General features: G+C 72.8%; 14 protein-coding genes. 12 read left to right on the top strand and 2 right to left on the bottom strand.

Going from position 1 to position 19,459, the window contains the following annotated elements:
- The 9 genes from ACGF8B_RS06985 to ACGF8B_RS06945 form a co-directional block, all read left to right on the top strand.
- Window positions 1-1,668: ADP-ribosyltransferase (locus ACGF8B_RS06985; RefSeq protein ID WP_392735462.1), on the top strand; the 1,668-nt coding region annotated here is incomplete at its 5' end.
- Window positions 1,669-1,682: 14 nt separating this feature from the next.
- Window positions 1,683-2,081 carry a hypothetical protein gene (locus ACGF8B_RS06980; protein ID WP_317868821.1) on the top strand — a complete coding sequence of 133 codons (399 nt, stop codon included), beginning with the start codon at window positions 1,683-1,685 and terminating at the stop codon, window positions 2,079-2,081.
- Between the two features lie 34 nt (window positions 2,082-2,115).
- On the top strand, window positions 2,116-2,910 hold the full coding sequence (locus ACGF8B_RS06975) for a DUF6508 domain-containing protein (RefSeq protein WP_392735460.1): 795 nt from the start codon (window positions 2,116-2,118) through the stop codon (window positions 2,908-2,910).
- A 224-nt stretch (window positions 2,911-3,134) separates the two neighbouring features.
- Window positions 3,135-3,446, top strand: coding sequence for a hypothetical protein (locus ACGF8B_RS06970; RefSeq protein ID WP_342281731.1), 312 nt, complete (start codon window positions 3,135-3,137; stop codon window positions 3,444-3,446).
- Between the two features lie 103 nt (window positions 3,447-3,549).
- A complete protein-coding gene (gene eccD, locus ACGF8B_RS06965) occupies window positions 3,550-4,923 on the top strand; it encodes a type VII secretion integral membrane protein EccD (RefSeq protein ID WP_392735458.1) in 1,374 nt (457 codons plus the stop codon).
- Between the two features lie 53 nt (window positions 4,924-4,976).
- Entirely contained in the window at window positions 4,977-6,515 is a 1,539-nt protein-coding gene (locus ACGF8B_RS06960) for a MinD/ParA family protein (protein WP_392735456.1), read from the top strand.
- A gap of 64 nt (window positions 6,516-6,579) precedes the next feature.
- Complete coding sequence (eccCa, locus tag ACGF8B_RS06955) at window positions 6,580-10,551, top strand: type VII secretion protein EccCa (RefSeq protein WP_392735455.1); 3,972 nt, start codon at window positions 6,580-6,582, stop codon at window positions 10,549-10,551.
- A gap of 81 nt (window positions 10,552-10,632) precedes the next feature.
- Window positions 10,633-12,051, top strand: a complete 1,419-nt coding sequence (locus ACGF8B_RS06950) for a DUF6177 family protein (RefSeq protein ID WP_392735454.1) — start codon at window positions 10,633-10,635, stop codon at window positions 12,049-12,051.
- Between the two features lie 526 nt (window positions 12,052-12,577).
- Entirely contained in the window at window positions 12,578-13,555 is a 978-nt protein-coding gene (locus ACGF8B_RS06945) for a terpene synthase family protein (RefSeq protein ID WP_392735500.1), read from the top strand.
- A gap of 256 nt (window positions 13,556-13,811) precedes the next feature.
- Here ACGF8B_RS06945 and ACGF8B_RS06940 read toward each other — a convergent pair whose 3' ends face one another.
- Window positions 13,812-15,086: a PucR family transcriptional regulator gene (locus tag ACGF8B_RS06940; protein WP_392735451.1), complete on the bottom strand. Its 1,275-nt coding sequence runs from the start codon at window positions 15,084-15,086 to the stop codon at window positions 13,812-13,814.
- A 173-nt stretch (window positions 15,087-15,259) separates the two neighbouring features.
- Here ACGF8B_RS06940 and ACGF8B_RS06935 point away from each other — a divergent pair, with 173 nt between their 5' ends.
- Window positions 15,260-16,750 carry a long-chain fatty acid--CoA ligase gene (locus tag ACGF8B_RS06935; RefSeq protein ID WP_392735449.1) on the top strand — a complete coding sequence of 497 codons (1,491 nt, stop codon included), beginning with the start codon at window positions 15,260-15,262 and terminating at the stop codon, window positions 16,748-16,750.
- A 143-nt stretch (window positions 16,751-16,893) separates the two neighbouring features.
- Window positions 16,894-18,381: a carboxylesterase/lipase family protein gene (locus tag ACGF8B_RS06930; RefSeq protein ID WP_392735447.1), complete on the top strand. Its 1,488-nt coding sequence runs from the start codon at window positions 16,894-16,896 to the stop codon at window positions 18,379-18,381.
- A 43-nt stretch (window positions 18,382-18,424) separates the two neighbouring features.
- Here the strand turns inward: ACGF8B_RS06930 and ACGF8B_RS06925 are convergent, their stop codons facing one another.
- Complete coding sequence (locus ACGF8B_RS06925; protein WP_342281723.1) at window positions 18,425-18,634, bottom strand: EF-hand domain-containing protein; 210 nt, start codon at window positions 18,632-18,634, stop codon at window positions 18,425-18,427.
- A gap of 165 nt (window positions 18,635-18,799) precedes the next feature.
- Here ACGF8B_RS06925 and ACGF8B_RS06920 point away from each other — a divergent pair, with 165 nt between their 5' ends.
- Window positions 18,800-19,438 carry a GNAT family N-acetyltransferase gene (locus ACGF8B_RS06920; protein ID WP_392735443.1) on the top strand — a complete coding sequence of 213 codons (639 nt, stop codon included), beginning with the start codon at window positions 18,800-18,802 and terminating at the stop codon, window positions 19,436-19,438.
- The last annotated feature ends 21 nt before the right edge of the window (window positions 19,439-19,459 follow it).

Genomic DNA, 19,459 nt, shown 5'->3' with positions numbered 1-19,459 from the left:
GTCTTCACCGGCGGCGCCGGCGGCGCCGCAGCCGGAGCCGGCAAAGCCGGAGCCGTCGCGAAGGTACTCTCCGTCGCCGGCAAGGCCGGCAAGGTAATCGACCCCATGACCTACATCGCCAAAGGCGCCGGCGCCGGCCTCTCCAAAATCGGCGACATCACCAAAGGCCTCAAAGGCATCGGCAACATCGACATCCCCAAACTCCCCGACGGTTCGGTGCAGTTGCCCGACGGTCGTTTCCTGGAGCCCAACGGGAACCTGGTCGCCCCGAACGGTGTGGTCGAAACGACCCCGATCCCGCACGACACGGTCCCCGGCACCTCGGGTCTGCCGTCGTCCTGGCAGGTACAGCAGCCGGTGCCGGTGGGCGTCCACGCGGGAAGCGGCTTCCCCGACATGGCGGCGCACACCCCCGGGGGCGGCTTCGACAACGTGCCGCCCGGTGCGGGCGGCCATGTGCCGGGCGGAGTGCCCGGCCACGTACCCAACGGATCGTTCGGCCCCGCCCCGGCGCACTTCGACCCGACGAGCCACACTCCCAACGGATCGTTCGGCCCCGCGCCGGCGCACTTCGACCCGGCGAGCCACCTGCCGGGCGGAGCGCCCGGCCATGTCCCGGGCAACGTCGGCGCCCACGTTCCCACCGACCACTTCCCCGCGGGCGCGGGCCACGACATCCCCGGTGGCAATCCGCACACCCCGTCCACCCCTGACGCCCCGCACACGCCCCATGGTCCGGACGCCCCGCACACCCCGGGCCATGACGGACCGGGCACGCACGGGCACGACGGTTCGCACGGCGGCGGCCACGACACCTCGCCCGGCGGGCACGCGGACGACGCGGCCGCGCACGCCGACGACGCGGCGCACGCCGGTGACCACGGCGGCCCCGGCAGCCACGTCGACCCGCACGGTGCCGCCGACGACCTCGCACACGGCGCGGACGACGCGGCGACGCCCGGCCATCCCGGTGCGGACGGCCCCGGCGTGGGCCCCGCGGCGGACGACTTCAAGTACACGCCCCACGTGTCGGAAGCCGACTTCGACGCGCTGTCCACCGCGGAGAAGCACCGGGTCGCCGCCTCGGAACTCACCGACGGCACCGTGCCGTTCGCAGACGACTTCGACGCGGTCCAGTACGGCCGGGACTACTGGAACGACTACGTCGACAATCTGGACCCGTCCGCGCAGCAGGCGCTCCGGGACTACACGGGCGACTCGTTCCCCTCGTACAAGGACATGAACGGTTACCTGCGGAACGACCCCTACTACGGTCCCCGCCCCGAGGTGCTGCACGACATCGGCGAGATGGACCGGGTGATGTCGACCCGGCCGGTGCCCGAGGACGTCATGGTGGTGCGCGGCACGGGCATCGGACACCTCGACCTCGACTCGCCCCTCGAAATGATGGGTGGCACGTTCGGGGACGAGGGCTATCTGTCCACCTCGCTCGGCAACCACCCGGTGCCCAGCTTCGCGGGGAAGGACGCCATCCTCCACCTGCGGGTCCCGAAGGGGACGCCCGCACTGTGGCTGGAGAAGGTCAGCCATTACGGCGTGACCGAGCGTGAGATCCTGCTCGGACGCGGCTCGGAGTACCGGGTGACCCGAGTCTTCGTGGACGAGGCCGGACAGGCCCAGGTGTACGGCGAAGTCCTGCCGAAGTGACAGAGGAAGAGTGCATGACCAGCGAGAACCGTCCCAATCCGCGCTTCGAGGAAGACATGCAGCTCAAGCGGGTCGCCGGGCCGCCCCGCTACAACCGTGTCGCGCAGGGGCCCGTGCGGTACGTACGGGTCGCCGACAGCGACGGCGTGGTGATCGGCTACGTATGGGCCAATGACGAGGGCGATGCCGCGGGCTGGGTGACGCCTCAGGGACTGGGGGCCGCCGCGATCAACGCCGGGGCCGCATGGCTCAGGAAGCTGCGGGACGCGAAGTCCCGGGGCATCGCTCCCTCCGCCCTGCTCGCCGAACTGCTCCGGGACACGAGTGACATCAAGGGCAGCGGTGTCGTGGCCGGCTCGCTGGCCGAGGCTCCGTCGCTCGCCGAGTTCAAGGAAATGGTGAGCGGGGGCTGAGGGCCCGCGCCGGCGCCCACGACAAGAGCCGACCATGACGCACGCCCCCGCCGCACCGCGCTACCGCGCCGGGACCGACGGCCCGGTCCATCACCTCACCGTCGCCAATGCCCGTGGTGAGGCGATGGGTTACCTGTGGGCCAACGACGAGGACGACGCCGCCGGTTGGTGTCTGCGGCCCGCCGGTGACCGGGCCGGGTTCGGTGAAGGTCTGGAGTGGTCCACGAAACTCGCCGCCGCCAAGGCGCGAGGGCTCGTGCCCACGGCCGCGCTCGCCGAGCTGGCCCGCGGCTCGGACCCGAGGTGCGTCAGCCATGTCGTCCCGGGCTCCCTGGCCGCGGCCCCGTCCCTGGACGCTCTGAAGGAGCTGGCCCGGGTCGTCACCGAGGCCGACGACCGCCGCCTGCTGGCCCAGCTCGACCGGGGGAACGCCGTCGCGTGGCGCGAGCTGCGGGAGGCGCTCACCGCGCTCACGGTCGAGGACCGCGACGTGCGGTGGTCCGAGGGCGGGCAGCAGCCCGACGGCACCCGGCAGATGAGCCATCCGCTCCACAGCGAACGGCTCCGGCGTCTGGTGGGCGCGCTGGCCGCGGTCGGCGCGGTGACGCCCGCGTACCTGTGGCAGGACAATCCGCCGCCGGCCGTGCCCGCCGGCGGGCGGCTGGGCCCGGCCGACGCCGTGCGTGCGGCCACGGCCGTGGTGCGCGGCGAACGGTTCGGCGACGGAACGATCGCGCAGGCGGCGGGGAACGGCCTGCTCGATGCCGTGGCCGAGTCGTTGTGCGCCTGGTACGAAGCGGTGACGGGTGGCCCGCAGGCTGCTTCCTGACGCGCGCGGCAGTGCGTTCGCGGTGCTCGTTCGCGGCTTCGCCCCGGGCTGTACCGCCCGATCGCGCATGCTCTATGTTTCAGGAGTCAATCAGGGGGATTCCCGTGGTGCGCCGTCGGCCGGGCGACCGGGTGCCGACGCGACGTACGACCGACGCGACGCACGACCGAGGCAATCGCACGACTGAGGCAATCGCACGACCGAGGCAACGGACGACGAGACGAATGGCACGGGATTACGACAGCCAGCTCCTGGAGTCGGTGGCGGTACGTCGGCGCAGAATGCGTGACGCACTGCTGTTCGGCGCGCAGCGGGCCCGGCGTACCGCCGACGAGCGGCTGGGGAAAGTGTTCGCGGGGATCGCCATCGCGGCCGTGCTGTGCGCGGGCTGCGTGGGATGGTCCTTCGTCCAGAACATGCTGGAGAAGCAGAAGGCCGAACAGCAGAAGCAGCAGCGCCAGGAACAGCAGTACCAGCAGCCGGCGAAGACGGCACAACCGGATAAATCCGGGGAATCGACGAAGAATCCCCAATAGACCGGTAACTCCAGAGAATTCCATGAGGTTTTCCCCGTGAATGGGGATCGTGAAGGCGTCGGCTGCATCGGCACACCGGCTCCCGACTCCTCAAAACGTCGCGATGATAGGTTCCCGTAAAGTGGTGAGCACAGCAACGACTTCCCGAGCGCAGCTCAGCCGGGTGACTCTGGTCGGTGAGCGGCGCCGGGCCGATATCGTCCTGCCGTCCGACACACCGATCGGGCAACTGCTGCCGGACATCCTGCAATTGCTGGACGACCGGGCGGCCGCCCGCCCGATGACCCGGCAGTTGATCACCTCGGACGGCTCCGCTCTCCCGCACGACAGCACGCTGTCCTCGGCCGGGATCGCGGACGGTGCGGTGCTCCGGCTGGTCCGGGCCCACTCCGCGCCCCCCGCCCCGGTCGTGCACGACGTCACCGATCTGGTGGCCGACGATCTCGATCTGCAGGCCTGGCGCTGGCGCCCCTCCGCCCGTCGTACGAGTGCGGGTGTGGCCTCGGTGGTCTTCGCGGTGGTCTCCGCGCTGCTGGCCCGGCGCGAGTTCGCCCTGGAGGCACTGACCGCCGCCCTCGCGGCGGCCACGCTCGTCCTGCTGGCGGCCGGTGCGCTGATCGCGAAGATCGGGCAGGGGAACCGGGGTCTGGCGACCGCGCTCCTGCTCGCTTCCGGCAGTCTCGGCATCCTCACCGCCTGGACCGCCGCGGACGCGTACGACTGGTCGGGGACCGCGCGGCTCGCCGCCGTCGCCGCCGCGCTGGTCCTGACGCTGGTGCTCCTCGGCTACTTCTCGCCGCTCGGCCGCGGCGGGCTCATCGGTGCCGCCGCCACCACCGCGATCACCGTGGTGTGGGAGGCCGTCGCCGCTGTCCAGGACGACCTGGCGCGGCTCGGCGCCGTCATGGCCGTCTTCTCGGTCGTGCTGCTCGGCCTGCTCCCCCGGCTTGCGCTCGCGGCCTCCGGGCTCACCGCACTGGACGACCGCCGCTCCGGCGGCACCTCGGTCAGCCGCCACCAGGTGGGCAACGCGCTGGCGGCCACCCACCGCGGTCTCGCCCTGGCGACGGTGGTCACCGCGGTCTCCGCGGCGGCCAGCGGCTGGCTGCTCACCCTGGCCGGCAAGCCGTCCGTGTGGACCGTGGCGCTCCCCTCGCTGGTGGCGCTGGTGCTGCTCTCCCGGGCGCGGGCCTTCCCGCTGGTCGCGGAGGTGGTGGCGCTGTTCGCCGCCGCCGCGGTCCTCCTCGTGCGTCTCGTCATGCTGTGGATGGGCCACGCCGGGGGCGCCGGACCGCTCGCGCTGCTCTGCGCGGCCGCGGTGCTGCCGCTGCTCGTCCTGGCGGTCCAGCCGCCCGAGCATGTGCGGGTCCGGCTGCGGCGCATGGCCGATCTGGTCGAATCCATCGGCGTGGTGGGGCTCTTCCCGCTCGCCGTCGGTGTGTTCGGCGTGTACGGACAGCTGCTCAACAAGTTCTGAGTCGACGCGCAGGTGCTCCGGGCGGGGCAGCAGGGCGAAAAAGAAGGGCAGACATGCCGAACGAAGACAACTGGCAGGGCGATGTACTGCGCGCCATGAGGGGCGGCGCCGCCCGGCAGGGCGCGCAGGACCCCGACGGCCGGGGCCCCGACGGCCAGGGCCACGGTGCCCCGGCGCAGGGGCAGGACGGTCAGCCGTACGGTGCCGCCGCGCCGGGCCCCGGCCTCCCCGCGCAGAACGCCCATGCCTACGGGATGCCCCAGCAGCACCCCGGCCTGTCCCAGCCGCCCCAGCAGTACGCCGGCTACCAGCAGGAACAGCAGCAGGCCGCCCAGCAGCAGCAGTACCCCGGTTACCAGGAACAGCAGCAGGCCGCCCAGCAGCAGTACCCCGGTTACCAGGAACAGCAACAGCAGGCCCAGCAGCAGCCACAGCAGCACATCGGCTATCAGGAACAGCAGCAGCACCAACAGCCTCAGCAGCCGCACGCCGGTTACCACCAGGACCAGCAGCAGCAACCGCCCCAGCAGCACCCCGGCCATCAGGGACACCCGGGTGTGACCGCCCACCCCGTCGCACAGCCACAGCAGCCACAGCAGCCACAGCAGCAGTCGCAGCAGGACCGGCCGCGGACCCAGGCCACGTACACCCCCGGCACCCAGCCCCATCACGCCCCCGACTCCCGGCCCGTGGTGGACCGGGGGCTGGCCGCCCTCGGGCGCAAGGCGCGGCGCGGCGAGCCGTTCGCCGCGCGGGCCGCGCGCGCCCTGCGGGTGAGCGTGTCCTCGTCGGCCGCGCGCGAGGTCGCCCGTACCACCGCGACCGCCGAGACGCTCCAGCAGCCGGTGACGACCGGCCGGCAGATCGCCGTCACCTCGATCCGGGGCGGCGCGGGCAAGTCGACCGTCGCGGCGCTGCTCGGCACCACGTACGCGCACTACCGCCAGGACCCGGTCCTCTTCGTCGAGGCCGACCCGTCGCTCGGCTCGCTGCCGCTGCGGCTCGGCGCCGAGTCGCTGCGGTGGACCACCGGTGACCTGGCGGGCATCATCGAGCCGCAGATGTCGCTGCTGGACATCACCGGCTATCTCGTCCAGCTCCCCGGCAACGCCTGGCTGCTGCCCGGCAGCCAGGGCCAGATCGGCGCGATGCTGGACAGCAGGGCGTACGAGCGGGTCATGGTCTCGCTGCGCCGCTACTTCGGCGTCACCGTCGTCGACTGCGAGACGCTGCCCGCCGAGGTCGCCCGGGTCGCGCTGTCCGCCGCCCAGGCCCGGGTGCTCGCCGCCCCCGCCACGCTGGAGGGCATCACCAGCACGTACGCGGTGCTCCAGTGGATGCAGTCGCTGCCCCGGCAGGTGATCGCCGGCACGGTCGTCGTGCTCAGCGAACTGGTGCCGCACCCCGGACTCGACCTCGCCGAGGCGGCGAAGAAGATCGAGGCCACCGGGGCGAGCGTCCAGGTGCTGCCGTACGACCGTCATCTGGCGGCCGGCGGCGAGATCCGCACCGAACTCCTGGCTCACGCGACCCGGGAGGCCGCCACCCGGCTCGCCGCCGATGTGTTCCGGCTCTCCCAGCAGCACCACTGATCACCGATCGGCAGCACCACCGGTCCCGATGCCGACCTGCCCCGACCCCGAGTGACGGACGACGATGAGTACCCGACTGATCCACCGCCCGGCCAGGACCACCCGGCCGCCGGCCGCCTCCGAGGCGCGCACCATCGAGGCACCGCCGAACCTGCCCGAGGGCAAGTCCGGAAACATCGCGATGTCGCTGTTGCCCGTCGCCGGTGTGATGTCCTCCGTCGTGATGATGACGGTCGTGCGCAACAGTCAGTTCGCAGGTCTCGGCGCGATCATCCTCGTCGTCACCGTCATCGGCTCGCTGGCACTGGTCTTCTCGCAGCGCGGCAAGGCCCAGCGCACCCGCCGTACCCAGCGCGAGGCCTATCTCGCGTATCTGGAGGACCTGCGCGAGGAGCTCTCCATCGAGGAGCGCCGGCGGGCCGAGCGGGCCGATGTGCTCAATCCGCCGCCGCACGCTCTGTACGACATAGTGCGCGACCCGGCCCGGGTCTGGGAGCGGCGCCGTCTCGACGGCGACTTCCTGCGGGTGCGCGTCGGCACGGGTGAGATGCCGGTGCGCGATCTGACGGTCGCCCAGCAGGGCTCGTCCGTCCTGTCGCCGCCCGACACCTTCATGCTCAACGAGGCGTCGGCGCTGATGGACCGGTTCCGTACCGGCACCGAACTCCCGCTGACCGTGCCGCTCGACCGGGTCGGCAACGTCAGTGTCATCGGCCCCCGCGAGGACTGCCTGCGCATCGCGCGCGCCCTGCTCGTCCAGACCGCCGCCACGCACGCCCCCGACGACGTCGCGATGGCGCTCGCCGTGCCCGGTGAGCGGCTGGCCGACTGGGAGTGGGCCAAGTGGATGCCGCATCTGCTCGACAGCGAGCAGTTCGACGGTCCGGTCGCGGCCCGCCGGATCGCCCCGTCCGCTCCCCAGCTCTCCCGCCAGATCGGTCCGGAGCTGCGCCGCCGCGCCTCGTACGCGGCCGAGGTGCGGCGCGGTCTGTCCGGCAAGGACGCGCTGTCCATGACGTCCCGGCTGCTCGTCGTCACCGACGGGCACGGCGAGGACGCCGTGGACCTGCCGCGCCCGGACGACGCGGTCGGCCTGCGCGAGATGGGCGTCAGCGTGCTGCACCTGCTGGAGCACCGGGTCCAGGAGCCGGGACACGTCAGCGTACGGATCACCGTCGACGGCGACTCGGTGGTCATCGAGGACCTGCGCGAGCAGGAACCGATCAGCGCCCACGGCACCGTGGACGAGGTCGGCATCCCGTTCGCCGAGGGGCTGGCCCGGATGCTGGCGCCGATGCGGCTGTCCGCCGAATCGCTCGTGGACGCCCCGCTGTCGGGCCCCGTCGACTTCGCCGACCTCCTCGGCATCGACGACGTGGCGCAGCTGGAGCTGTCGCGGATGTGGGCGCCGCGCGGCGAACGCGCCTTCCTGCGCGTGCCGATCGGCATCAGCGACTCCCACCAGCCGGTGCTCCTGGACCTGAAGGAGTCCTCCGAGCTGGGCATGGGACCGCACGGGCTGTGTGTCGGGGCCACCGGTTCCGGCAAGTCGGAGCTGCTGCGCACCCTGGTGCTCGCCCTGGTGGCCACGCATCCGCCGGAGGACCTCGCGCTGGTCCTGGTCGACTACAAGGGCGGTGCGACCTTCGCCCCGTTCGCGGAGCTGCCGCACGTGGCCGGGGTCATCACCAACCTGGAGAACCAGGCGGGCCTGGTCGAGCGGGTGCACGCCTCGCTCGCCGGTGAGGTCAAGCGCCGTCAGCAGGTGCTCAAGGACGCGGGCAATGTCGCCGACATCGGTGACTACGCGGCGCTGCGCGCGGACCGGCGGCCCGATCTGGATCCGCTGCCGCATCTGTTCGTGGTGATCGACGAGTTCGGTGAACTCCTCACCGCGAAGCCGGACTTCATCGACCTGTTCCTGTCCATCGGCCGGATCGGCCGCTCCATCGGTGTGCATCTGCTGCTGTCCAGCCAGCGCATCGAGGGCGGCAAGCTCAAGGGTCTGGACACCTATCTCTCGTACCGGCTCGGTCTGCGTACGTTCTCCGCCGACGAGTCGCGCACGGTCCTGGACACCACGGACGCCTTCCATCTGCCGCCGCTGCCCGGCTTCGGCTATCTGAAGGTGGACACCAGCCATTACGAGCGTTTCAAGGCGAGTTATGTCTCGGGCGCGTACCGGGGGCCGGTGCAGCGCGACGAGGAGCAGGACAGCGGGCCGCTGGCCCTGGAGTACGAGGCGTTCAACACCCTTGCCGAGCCGGTGGGTTCGGGCGAGGAGCCGAAGGTGCGGCGCCGGGAGACCGGGCCGACGGAGATGGGTGTGATCGTCGACCAGCTGCGGGAGGCGGCCGGTCCGGTGCGCCGGATCTGGCTGCCGCCGCTGCCCGGCGCGGTCGCCCTGGACAAGGTCGCGGGGCCGCTGGACGTGGGCCCGCGCGGGATGCAGCTGGCCAAGCGGCGCGGTCCGCTCCAGGTGCCGCTCGGCCTGCTCGACGACCCGACCAAGCAGTGGCAGGGCCAGTGGTACCTGGACCTCACGGTGGCGGGCGGGCACGCCGCGGTCATCGGCGGTCCGCAGACCGGCAAGACGACGCTGCTGCGTACGCTCGCGCTGTCGATCTCGCTGACCCACACCCCGCAGGAGGTCGGCGTCTACGGCCTCGACCTGGTCGGCGGCGGCCTCCAGGCCGTGTCGGGGCTGCCGCACGTCGGCGGTGTCGCCGGGCGGGCGGACCGGGAGCGCGCGGGGCGCACCGTCGAGGAGGTGCGGGGCATGCTCGCGGTCCGCGAGGACCTGTTCCGCGAGCACGCCATCGACTCCGTGGAGCAGTTGCGTTCGCTGCACGCGGCGGGCCGGCTGCCTCAGCTGGCCTCGGCCGAGATCGTGCTGATCATCGACGGTTTCGGTGCGCTGCGCGACGACTTCGACGAGCTGGACGACGCGGTCGTGGACATCCTCAAGCGCGGTGGCGGCTACGGCATCCACGTCGTCGCGGGCATGCTCCGCTGGAACGACGTGCGCATCGCCACCCAGTCGAACTTCGGTACCCGGGTCGAGCTGCGGCTCAACGACCCCAGCGAGTCCAGCATCGACCGCAAGCTCGCGCAGACCCTGTCGCCCGACGAGCCGGGCCGCATCCTCACCGACGGCAAGCTGTTCGCCCAGGTCGCGCTGCCCCGTACGGACGGTCTCGCGGACGTCTCGGACCTGGGCGCGGTCCTGGAACACACGGCCCGTACGGTCCGCGCCACCTGGAGCGGCGAGGTCGCCCAGCCGGTCCGGATCCTGCCGCACGTCCTGGAGCCGCATCTGCTGCCGGGCCCGGTCGCCGAGCCCAAGCGGGTGCCGATCGGCCTGGACCAGACGGCGCTGGCGCCCGCCGTGCTCGACCTGTTCCACCACGACCAGCACCTGCTGGTCCTGGGCGACAGCGAGTGCGGCAAGACGAACCTGCTGAAGACCGTGGCCGGCGGGCTGATCGAGCGCTACGGCGAGGACGAGCTGGTCTTCGCCGTCATGGACCCGCGGCGCGGGCTGCGCGGCGCGATCCCCGAGGAGTTCCGCGGCGGGTACGCGTACAACCCCAAGATGTGCGCGGGTCTGGCCGCCGGTATCGCCACCGAGCTGGAGAAGCGGCTGCCGGACGACCGGGCGGACACCGAGGACCTGGAGCCCGGCAGCTGGGGCAGCGGTCCGCGGATCGTGATCCTGGTCGACGACTACGACGTGCTGACCACCGCCGGTCAGTCGCCGCTCGACCCGTTCCTGCCGTACATCCCGTCCGCCGTCGACATCGGCCTGCACTTCGTGCTGACCCGCCGGGTCGCGGGCGCCTCGCGCGGCATGTACGACCCGCTGGTGCTGGGGCTGCGCGAGTCGGGGGCCTCGGCGCTCCTGATGTCGGGCGACCGCAGCGAGGGCCAGCTGTTCCCCGGTGTGTACGCCGCCCAGCAGCCGCCGGGCCGCGGGGTGTTCATCCGCAGGGGCCAGCCCAACCGCCTCATCCAGACCGTGTACACCGCGGAGTGACCCGCCGGGGCGCGGTCCCGTTTCCGCGGGCCGCGCCCCACCGCACATCCGCATCCGGACGAAGAAGGAACGGCCGACCACATGACCAAGGACGTCATCGCCCTCACCCCGCGCATGCCCGACCCGCTGACCGTGCTCGCGGGTCTGCTCGCGGGCGGCCCGGACAAGCTGGTGGGGACCACGGGCGAGGACGCCGTGGTGCAGCTCTGCGACGACCAGGGCCGGCCGCTCGTCTCCATCGAGGCGCCGCTGCTGGTGCAGGTAGCGGGCGAGGCCGAGCGGCTGCTCGGGGCCACCGCGCCGCCGGTTCCGTTCTGGTGGACGGAGGCCCGCGCCACCACCGGGGTCGAGGAGGCCGAGCTGCTCGCGGGCACCTTCGCGGCCCGGATCGCCACGCTGGCCGGCGGCTCCGCCTGGCCGCCGCAGGCCGCGCGTTCCCTCTCGGTGGTCAGGAGCGAGGGGGTGAGTGTCGCGCCGACGCCCGCCGCCGCGCAGCCCGCCGTGGACGCGCTCACCGACAAGGTGGCCGTCGTCATCCAGGACCGTCCGGTGGTCGCGATGACGGCCTGGCTCTCGGACGCGTTCCGGGCGGCGGCCAACGCCGAGCTGGGGCTCCAGATCGTGACCTCGCCGGGTGCCACCCTCTCCCCCGCGGTGCGCAACAGCCTCAGCGGCTGGCCGTCGCGCTGGGTGGTGCAGGACGAGCGGGACGGTTACTACGACGGTCTGTCCGGTGCCGTACTGCGCTGGCAGCACGGCATGTTCGCGACGGTCGAGTCGGCCGACGCCACCCCCGAGGACCCGCGCACGCCGGTGGCCGCCGCCTATCAGGAGGTCACGGACACCGGTGACCGGCAGCTGGCGATCTCGTTCCGCACGGTCCACCCGGCGGACGACCGGCTGGTGCTGGGCGGCGCCCTGGAGTCGGTGTGGCAGGAGCTGACGGGGCAGCCGCCGGCCGGGTGGGGCACCGCCGAGCCCGCCAACCTGCCGTGGTCGCTGCGCCGGCTGACGGATGTCGCCTTCGAGCGGGCGCCCGAGCCGACCTGGCTCGTGGTGGTCGGCAGCCCGGACCGGCCGGGACTGGCCACGGTCCGCGTCAGCCGTACGAAGGCGGGTGTGGAGGAGGACGTCACGCTGGCGTTCGGCTACGGGCCCGGCGAGGAGCCCCCGCTGGACGCCCTGCCCCGGGCGGCGGAGGTGCTCGCCACCCGTCACCATCTCCAGTCGATGCTGGTCCAGCTCCGCAGGGCCCGCCGTGACCTGGCGGTGCCGCCGCGCTTCGAGGGGCCCGGCGTTCCGCTGGCGTTCGTGCTCGGCGCGGAGGAGGTGCGCGAGATGCCCGGTGACCGGGCCCGGCGCACCCCGCTCTCCGAACCGCCGGTACAGCTCGGTCCGAGGTCCCGTCCGGCGCTGTACTACCCGCTGCCGGGCGACCCGTCCGACCTGTCCGGCTGGCAGGACTTCGAGCGGCTGATGCGGCATCTGAAGGGTGCCTGAGCGCTACGGGACGGCGGGCGCGACAGTACGCGGGGTGATTTGGCAAGGCCGCGTGACAGGGCGAGGCAGGGCGGAGCGGCGTAAAATCGTCTGCGCGGCGGGCCGCTCCGGCGTGTCCTGCGCCGACCGTCGCCCTGTACAACTGGTCAGCTGTAGCCCAGAGATGCTCATTCGTTTCTGACGATCAAGCAGTTTCGGTCACAAATGGCTTCCCTCTTTCCCCCACAGGGGGTTGACTGGGCGTTACACATGGTGATGCCACCGTCCTGAGCCGAGGGCGATTGCCACCGCGGGCCCACGGACCCGGCCCCGATGCCCCCACCCCCGGCGGAGGAGAGTGAGCAGGGATGACTGCCTCGTCCCGCACGGCGAGCCTCTGGCCGGGGTCGGTGGATGCGGGCGGCCCGTCCCCCGATGCGTACCCGGCTCCGAGACGCGAGTCCGGCCGGTCACCCGTTCGTATCGTTCATCCGAATCGTTTCGACGAGGGGCACCAATGAGCCAGATTGCGCTGCCAGCGTTTCATATGCCGTTCCAGAGCACCGGATGCAATCCCGGCATCGAGGAGACCCGGAAGGCCGCGTGGGAATGGGCCGAATCCAATGGTCTGGTGCTCTCCCCGGTGGCCCGGAAGAGAATGATCCGGACCCGGCCCGAACTCTGGATATCCCTCATCTTTCCCACTGCTCCGCAGCAGCATCTCGATCTCTTCTGCCAGTGGCTCTTCTGGGCCTTCCTCGTCGACGACGAGTTCGACGACGGGCCCGCCGGACGCGATCCGCGCATGTGCGAGGCGGCGATCGACCGGCTGGTCGCCGTGCTCGACGGCGGCCCGCCGCGCGGCGCCATGGAGCGCGCGCTCGTGGGGCTGCGCTCCCGCACCTACCGGGACCGCTCGGCGCACTGGATCAGGCAGTTCCGGCGGGACACGGTCGCCTGGCTGTGGACCTACTACGCCGAGGCCGTGGAACGGGCCGCCGGGCAGGCACCGACCCGGAGCGAATTCGTGAAGCACCGCCGGGACTCGGTGGCCATGCAGCCCTTCCTGGACCTCCATGAGATCACCGCCGAGATCGACCTCCCGGAATCCGCCCGCAGCCTGCCCGCGTACATCGCCCTGCGCAATGCGGTGACCGATCATTCGGGACTCTGCAACGACATCTGCTCCTTCGAGAAGGAGGCGATGCTCGGATACGAGCACAATGCGGTGCGCCTCATCCAGCGCGATCGCGACTGCACGCTCCAGGAGGCCGTCGACGAGGCCGGGGCGCAGCTCGCACAGATCGCGCAGCGGGTGCAGCGCGCCGAGAAGGAGCTGATCGAGGAGATCGAGGCGGCCGGCATCCAGGGCCCCACCCGGACCGCGCTGGAGCGGTGCGTGCAGGACTACCGGGGGCTGGTCCGGGGCGACTTCGACTACCACGCCCGCGCGGAGCGCTACACCCGCCCCGATCTCGTCGAGGTCGACGAGCGGGACTCCATGTCGGAGCACTTCGCCGCCTGATCCGCCGTCGGCACGGCGCGGGAGCCGCGACCGGGGGCCCGGCAACGGCCTCCGGTCCCGCGCGGTGGACCCGCCACGGCACGGCTCCCGGAGGCTGCCGGGTGGCCTTCGGCCGGAAAGCGGACGCGGTCCGGTGCGTGCGCTTCCGAGGCGCCGGGATGTTCTCGTAGCGAAAGAGCCGCCAGGACATCCCGGCAGCACCGGAAGCGTGCGTGCCGGGGCCCGGCCGCCCGGCCAGAGGTCACCCGCAGGCCTCTCAGCCCCCCGGCGCCCCTTCGCCGTCACCGGCCAGCAGCGGCAGCGCCCGCAGGGCCAGCGCCCATCCCAGCCGCACCTCGCCCGACTCGGCGTCGCAGCCGGTGAGTTCGGCGATCCGGCCGATCCGGTTGAGGACCGTGTTGCGGTGGCAGTAGAGCAGTTCGGCCGCCCGCGCCGCCGAGCAGCCGCTGTCGAGCCAGACCCGGAGCGTGCCGAGCAGCACCTCGCGTTCGGCCGCCATGTCCAGGACGCCGCCCAGCCGGGTGCCCACGATGCGCTCGGCGATCTCCGGACGGCCGACCAGCAGCACCTCCGCGAGCCGGTCGTCGAAGGCTGCCGCCCCACCGCTCTTGGCGGGCAGCGTGCGCAGCGCCTGCTCGGCGAGCCGCAGCGCCCGGCCGGCCCGGGCCAGCCGGTCGAACTCCGGCGAGACGCCCGCGGTGGCGCCGGTGCGGTGGCGCAGCAGGTCGAGCAGTACGCCGCACTCCCCCGCGGCCAGCCGCACGATGCCCGCGTACCGGCCCGACCGGGGGCACCAGAAGGACCAGATGCCGTGCTCGTCGAGGACGGGTGCCGGGTTGGGCGGCGCGGCCGGGTCCTGGGCGGCGACGACGATGACGTACCGGTCCTGGACCGGCACGCCCAGCGCGGCGGAGGCGGCCGCCGCGACCGCCGGATCGTCGCCGTGCCCGTCGAGCAGGGCCTCGAAGAGGGCGACGCGGCGGGTTTCCTGCCTGCCCTGCATCTCCAGTTGGGTCAGCCGGTACGAATCCGCCATCACCAGTGAGTAGCGGTCGATGGTCTCCCAGACGGCGCCCGCCATGTCCAGTTCGGTGTCCCGGTCGCCCGCCGCCCCGTGGGCCTGCCGCGTCCCGCGCGTGGCCCGCAGGTGCTCGGCCATCATCTGCCACATCACCCGGCCACCGCGCCGGTAGGCCTGGAGCACGGTGTCCATCGGTACGCCCTGCTCCGCGCGCCGCCGCCCCGTCTCGCGCGCCGCCTGCTCGGCGTCCCCGCCGGACATCAGCCCGCCGAAGTCCTCCAGCGCGCGCAGCAGGTTGTCGCGGCAGATCCCCCAGAGGTCGTCCCGGCTGACGGGCGAACCGGAGGCGTACGTGCCGCTGTGCGCGTGGATGTCGTCGACGACCCGCCGGGTCAGTTCGTCGATCCCGGGGAGCAGGGCGACCGCCAGGGCCCGCCGCAGCTCGCCGTCGCCGCCCTCGGGACGGGGTTCTCCGGCGTGCGGGGTCCGGGCACCCGGGTTCTGCGCCATGACCGAAGGTTAACGCCCGCGCGTTAGGCGGATGCCGCGCCATGTACCGCGCCGCGTGGCCGCTGCCCAGGTCAAGGGTGCGCATGGTGGGCAACTGCACATTGTGCGGAGCGGGGATACGGCCGATTCTGGGCAGGCCAGCCGTGTGAACACCGTGTTTCCTGGAGCCTGTCATGTTTCTCAGCGTCGCGACCGTCCTGGGTGAGTCGGCCCGCAAGCACCCCGACGGGGTGGCCGTGGTCGATTCGGGCAACCGGATCAGCTATCACGAGCTGTGGGCGGGGGTGCTGCGCTGCGCGGGCGCGCTGCGGGCGTCCGGGGTCCGGCCGGGCGACCGGGTCGCGGTGCTGCTGCCCAATTCGGCGGACTTCCTGTACGCGTACTACGGCGCGCTGGCCGCCGGGGCGACGGTGGTGCCGGTGCACGGGCTGCTGGTGGCCGAGGAGGTGGCGTACGTGCTGCGGCACAGCGGATCCGTCGCCCTGATCAGCGGCGGTCCGATGTGGCCGGTCGCCGAGGAGGGGGCCCGTGCCGCGGGCGTCCGGGCCGTGCGGGGTCTGCCGGAGGGCGGCGAACCGCTGACCGCGCCGGAGCCCGCGGCCCCCGAGGACGTCGCGGTGATCCTGTACACCAGCGGCACGACCGGGCGGCCCAAGGGGGCGCTGCTCACCCACCTCAACATCGTGCTGAACGCCTCCGTCAGCGCCCACGACCTGCTGCGGCTGAACAGCGACGACGTGGTCCTCGGCTGTCTGCCGCTGTTCCACAGCTACGGGCAGACCTGCGCGATGAACGCGACGCTGCGGGCCGGGGCGACGCTCGTCCTCATGCCGCGCTTCAGCGGCGCGGGCGCGCTGGAGCTGCTGGCCACCGAAGGCGTGAGCGTCTTCATGGGCGTACCGACGATGTACCACGCCCTGGTCGAGGCGGCGCAGGCCTCCCCGGCCGGCCGGACCACACTGCGCGCGGCCGTCTCCGGCGGGGCGGCGTTGCCGGTGGCCGTGCTCGAACGCTTCGAGGCCGCCTTCACGACACGGGTCCTGGAGGGCTACGGGCTGACCGAGACGTCCCCGGTCGCCACCTTCAACCAGCCGGAGTTCGGCCTGCGCCCCGGCACGGTCGGCCACCCCGTGTGGGGCGTGGAGATCGGGGTGGCGGACGCGGCGGTGGAGGATGCCGTGGTGATGCTCGCGGACGGCGACGTCGGCGAGGTCGTGGTGCGCGGCCACAACGTGTTCGCCGGGTATCTCGACGATCCGGAGGCGACGGCCGCGGCGGTGGTCGACGGCTGGTTCCGCACCGGGGATCTCGGGGTCCGGGACGAGGACGGCTTCCTGAGCATCGTCGACCGGAAGAAGGACCTGGTCATCCGGGGCGGCTTCAACATCTATCCGCGCGAGGTCGAGGAGGTGCTGGTCCGCCACCCGGCGGTCTCCGAGGTCGCGGTGATCGGGGTGCCCGACGAGACGCGCGGCGAGGAGATCTGCGCGGTCGTCGTGCTGCGGGCCGGTACGGGGGCGGTGACCGCGCAGGAGCTGATCGACTGGTCCAAGGAGCGGCTCGGGCGGCACAAGTACCCGCGGATCGTGCGGTTCACCGAGGCGCTGCCGCTGGGGCCGACCGGCAAGGTCCTCAAGCGGGCCCTGACGGCGGGCTCCGCCTGACGCCACCGGCGTCTGCCGTTCACCCGACAGGGCCGGTCCGGGTCGGCGCGGCCCCGGACCGGGTACGTATCGAAGCACCGGCACCGGTGGCCGCCGTCCGCGCCGGCGCCGTCCGCGACCGCACCGCAGAAGGGCTGGACCTCATGTCTGCCGTACCCGCTCCGATACCCGGGACGTCTCCCCGGGTCAGCACGGTCCACGGGGCGGTGCGCGGCACGCTGGAGCAGGGTGTCGCCGTGTTCCGCGGCATTCCGTACGCCGCCGCCCCGGTCGGCGCCCTGCGCTTCGGGGCGCCCGTTCCGCCCGAGCCCTGGGAAGGGGTACGGGACGCGGTGGCGTTCGGGCCGACCGCGCCGAAGCGGCCGTACGACCCGCCGCTGGACCGGTTGCTGCCCGACCCCGACGTGCCGGGCGACGACTGCCTCAACCTCAATGTGTGGACCCCGTCCCCGGACGCCACCGGGCTGCCCGTCATCGTCTGGATCCACGGCGGTTCGCTGCTGCACGGCTCGTCGGCGGTCCCGCTGTACGACGGGACCGCGTTCGCCCGGGACGGGGTGGTCCTGGTGTCGGTCAACTACCGGCTCGGCGTCGAGGGGTTCGGGGTGCTCCCGGACGCGCCCGCCAACCGGGGACTGCTCGACCAGATCGCGGCCCTGACCTGGGTGCGGGACAACATCGCGGCGTTCGGCGGCGATCCGGACCTGGTCACGGTGTGCGGCGAGTCGGCGGGGGCGATCAGCATCGGCGCCCTGCTGGCCGCACCTCGGGCCCGGGGGCTGTTCCGGCGGGCGGTGCTGCAGAGCGGTGCGCCGACCGCGCTGCCGCCGGGCGCGGGCGCCCAGCGCACCACGGAGCTGATCGCCGGGCGGCTCGGGGTCGCGGCGACGGCGGAGGCGCTGGCCGCGGTGGACCCGGCCGCGCTGCTGGCCGCGCAGACCGAGGTGACGGCCGGCGGCTCCCCGCTGACCGGCGGGAACTCCTTCCAGATCGTGGTGGACGGCGAGCTGCTGCCCCGCGATCCGCTGGAAGCGCTGCTGGACGGCGCCGCGTCCGGTGTCGATCTGCTGCTGGGCTCGAACAGCGAGGAGTACCGGCTCTGGTTCGTGCCCAGTGGTCTGACGGAGCGGCTGTCCTCGTTCAAGCTCCGGCTGGCCCTGCTGAAGTTCAAGGTGCCGGGCGCCACGGCGCGTACGTACCGGGCGAACCGGCCGGGTGCCACGCCGGGTGAGCTGCTCGGCGCGCTCGCCACCGATCTGCTGCTGCGGGTTCCGCTGAACCGGCTGGCCGACGCCCATGCGGACGGGCCGGGAAGCACCCATGTCTACGAGTTCGGCTGGCCGTCCCCGGTGCTGCGGCTGGGCGCCTGTCACGCGCTGGAGATCGGCTTCGTCTTCGACACCCTGGACCGGCCCGACGCGGTGGCGCTGACCGGTCCGGACGCCCCGCAGGAGCTGGCCGACGCGATGCACGCGGCGTGGGTGGCGTTCGCGGTGTCCGGCGACCCCGGCTGGCCGGGGTGGGACGACTCGCGCCCGGTGATGGGCTTCGGCCCCGGAATGCCGGCCGTGGTGCGGGCCCCGCGCGACGCGGAGCTGCGCGGCTGGTCGCCGTACCGCGAGAGCGCCTGAACGGCGGCCCCCCGGCCCGCGGGCCGGGGGTCCAACGCGGTGCTCAGTTCTGCGCCGCCCAGAACTCGTCGAACGTGAGCAGCCCGTCGCCGTTGGCGTCGTGCGAGTTGATGACGGCCTGGGCCACCGGCTCGGTGACGTAGGGGTCGCCGAGCTGCGCCATCACGCTCTTGTACTCGGCGGCCGATATCAGCCCGTCGCCGTTCAGATCGAACCGCTCGAATGCCTTGCGCGCCGACTCGATGTCCGCCACGGTTCCGCCCCTTCGTAATGCCTGATCAATGCCTGACCAATGCCTGACTGACGGGTGCCAGATTAACGGTCGCGACGGATGGCGGTCGCGGCGGCCGGTCGCCGATCATGGGCGGCAGGCCCGCCGTCCGGCGGACCACGGCCCGGACGGGGGAGCGGAAGGCTCATGGACGAGGTACTGGCACGGATTCTGGCGGCCGCGGCGGGCGGCCGCTTTCCCCCGCCGGACGGGTCGACGACCGTGGTGCGGCAGCCCTCGGCCCGGGACGCGGGAGTGCTGGCGTTCACCGCGCACTCGGTGGTCTTCACCGACGAGGACCCGGACTGGGTGCGGTCCGTGCTGGCCGGCACCCCCGGCGACGCGCTCGCCGCGACGATGAATCCGTACTTCCTGGGCGCGCTCATGGCCCGCAGCGGCCGGCACATGAACACCGTCGATCTGCTGACGGCCGCGCCCGCGCTGCCCGGTGGTCCAAAGATCGCGCTGCGGGAGATCGAGGATCCGGAGCATCCTCGGGTGGCGCGGGCGATGAGGTACCGCGACGAGGTCCGGGTCTGGGCCGCCGACGGCGGTGTGGTGATCCTGGGCCGGGGCGTCGCGGGCCGCTGGGAGACCGCGGTCGAGGTGGCCGAGGAGTCCCGCGGCCGGCGGCTGGGCGAACGGCTCGCGCGGGCGGCCCGGCACCTGGTGCCGGACGCGGTGGTGTGGGCCCAGCAGTCGCCGGGGAACGCCCGCAGTGTGCGGACGTTCCAGGCGGCGGGCTACCGGCCGGTGGGCTCGGAGGCCCTGCTGATCGCGGGGTGAGCGGCCTGCAGGGCCGTGGCG

The organism is Streptomyces sp. NPDC047917 (assembly GCF_043204345.1).
In the GTDB taxonomy this organism is placed as follows: Bacteria; Actinomycetota; Actinomycetes; order Streptomycetales; family Streptomycetaceae; genus Streptomyces; species Streptomyces sanglieri.
Note: the sequence above shows the minus strand (reverse complement) of the source record. Positions and strands in the feature narration are given on the sequence as shown.

Bases quoted from the DNA above. Each gene is read 5' to 3' on its own strand.
- ACGF8B_RS06930 (WP_392735447.1), top strand. From the start codon at position 16,894: ATGTCTGCCGTACCCGCTCCGATACCCGGGACGTCTCCCCGGGTCAGC.
- eccD (WP_392735458.1), top strand. From the start codon at position 3,550: ATGATAGGTTCCCGTAAAGTGGTGAGCACAGCAACGACTTCCCGAGCG.
- ACGF8B_RS06920 (WP_392735443.1), top strand. From the start codon at position 18,800: ATGGACGAGGTACTGGCACGGATTCTGGCGGCCGCGGCGGGCGGCCGC.
- eccCa (WP_392735455.1), top strand. From the start codon at position 6,580: ATGAGTACCCGACTGATCCACCGCCCGGCCAGGACCACCCGGCCGCCG.
- ACGF8B_RS06970 (WP_342281731.1), top strand. From the start codon at position 3,135: ATGGCACGGGATTACGACAGCCAGCTCCTGGAGTCGGTGGCGGTACGT.
- ACGF8B_RS06980 (WP_317868821.1), top strand. From the start codon at position 1,683: ATGACCAGCGAGAACCGTCCCAATCCGCGCTTCGAGGAAGACATGCAG.
- ACGF8B_RS06950 (WP_392735454.1), top strand. From the start codon at position 10,633: ATGACCAAGGACGTCATCGCCCTCACCCCGCGCATGCCCGACCCGCTG.
- ACGF8B_RS06940 (WP_392735451.1), bottom strand. From the start codon at position 15,086: ATGGCGCAGAACCCGGGTGCCCGGACCCCGCACGCCGGAGAACCCCGT.
- ACGF8B_RS06945 (WP_392735500.1), top strand. From the start codon at position 12,578: ATGCCGTTCCAGAGCACCGGATGCAATCCCGGCATCGAGGAGACCCGG.
- ACGF8B_RS06935 (WP_392735449.1), top strand. From the start codon at position 15,260: ATGTTTCTCAGCGTCGCGACCGTCCTGGGTGAGTCGGCCCGCAAGCAC.
- ACGF8B_RS06975 (WP_392735460.1), top strand. From the start codon at position 2,116: ATGACGCACGCCCCCGCCGCACCGCGCTACCGCGCCGGGACCGACGGC.
- ACGF8B_RS06960 (WP_392735456.1), top strand. From the start codon at position 4,977: ATGCCGAACGAAGACAACTGGCAGGGCGATGTACTGCGCGCCATGAGG.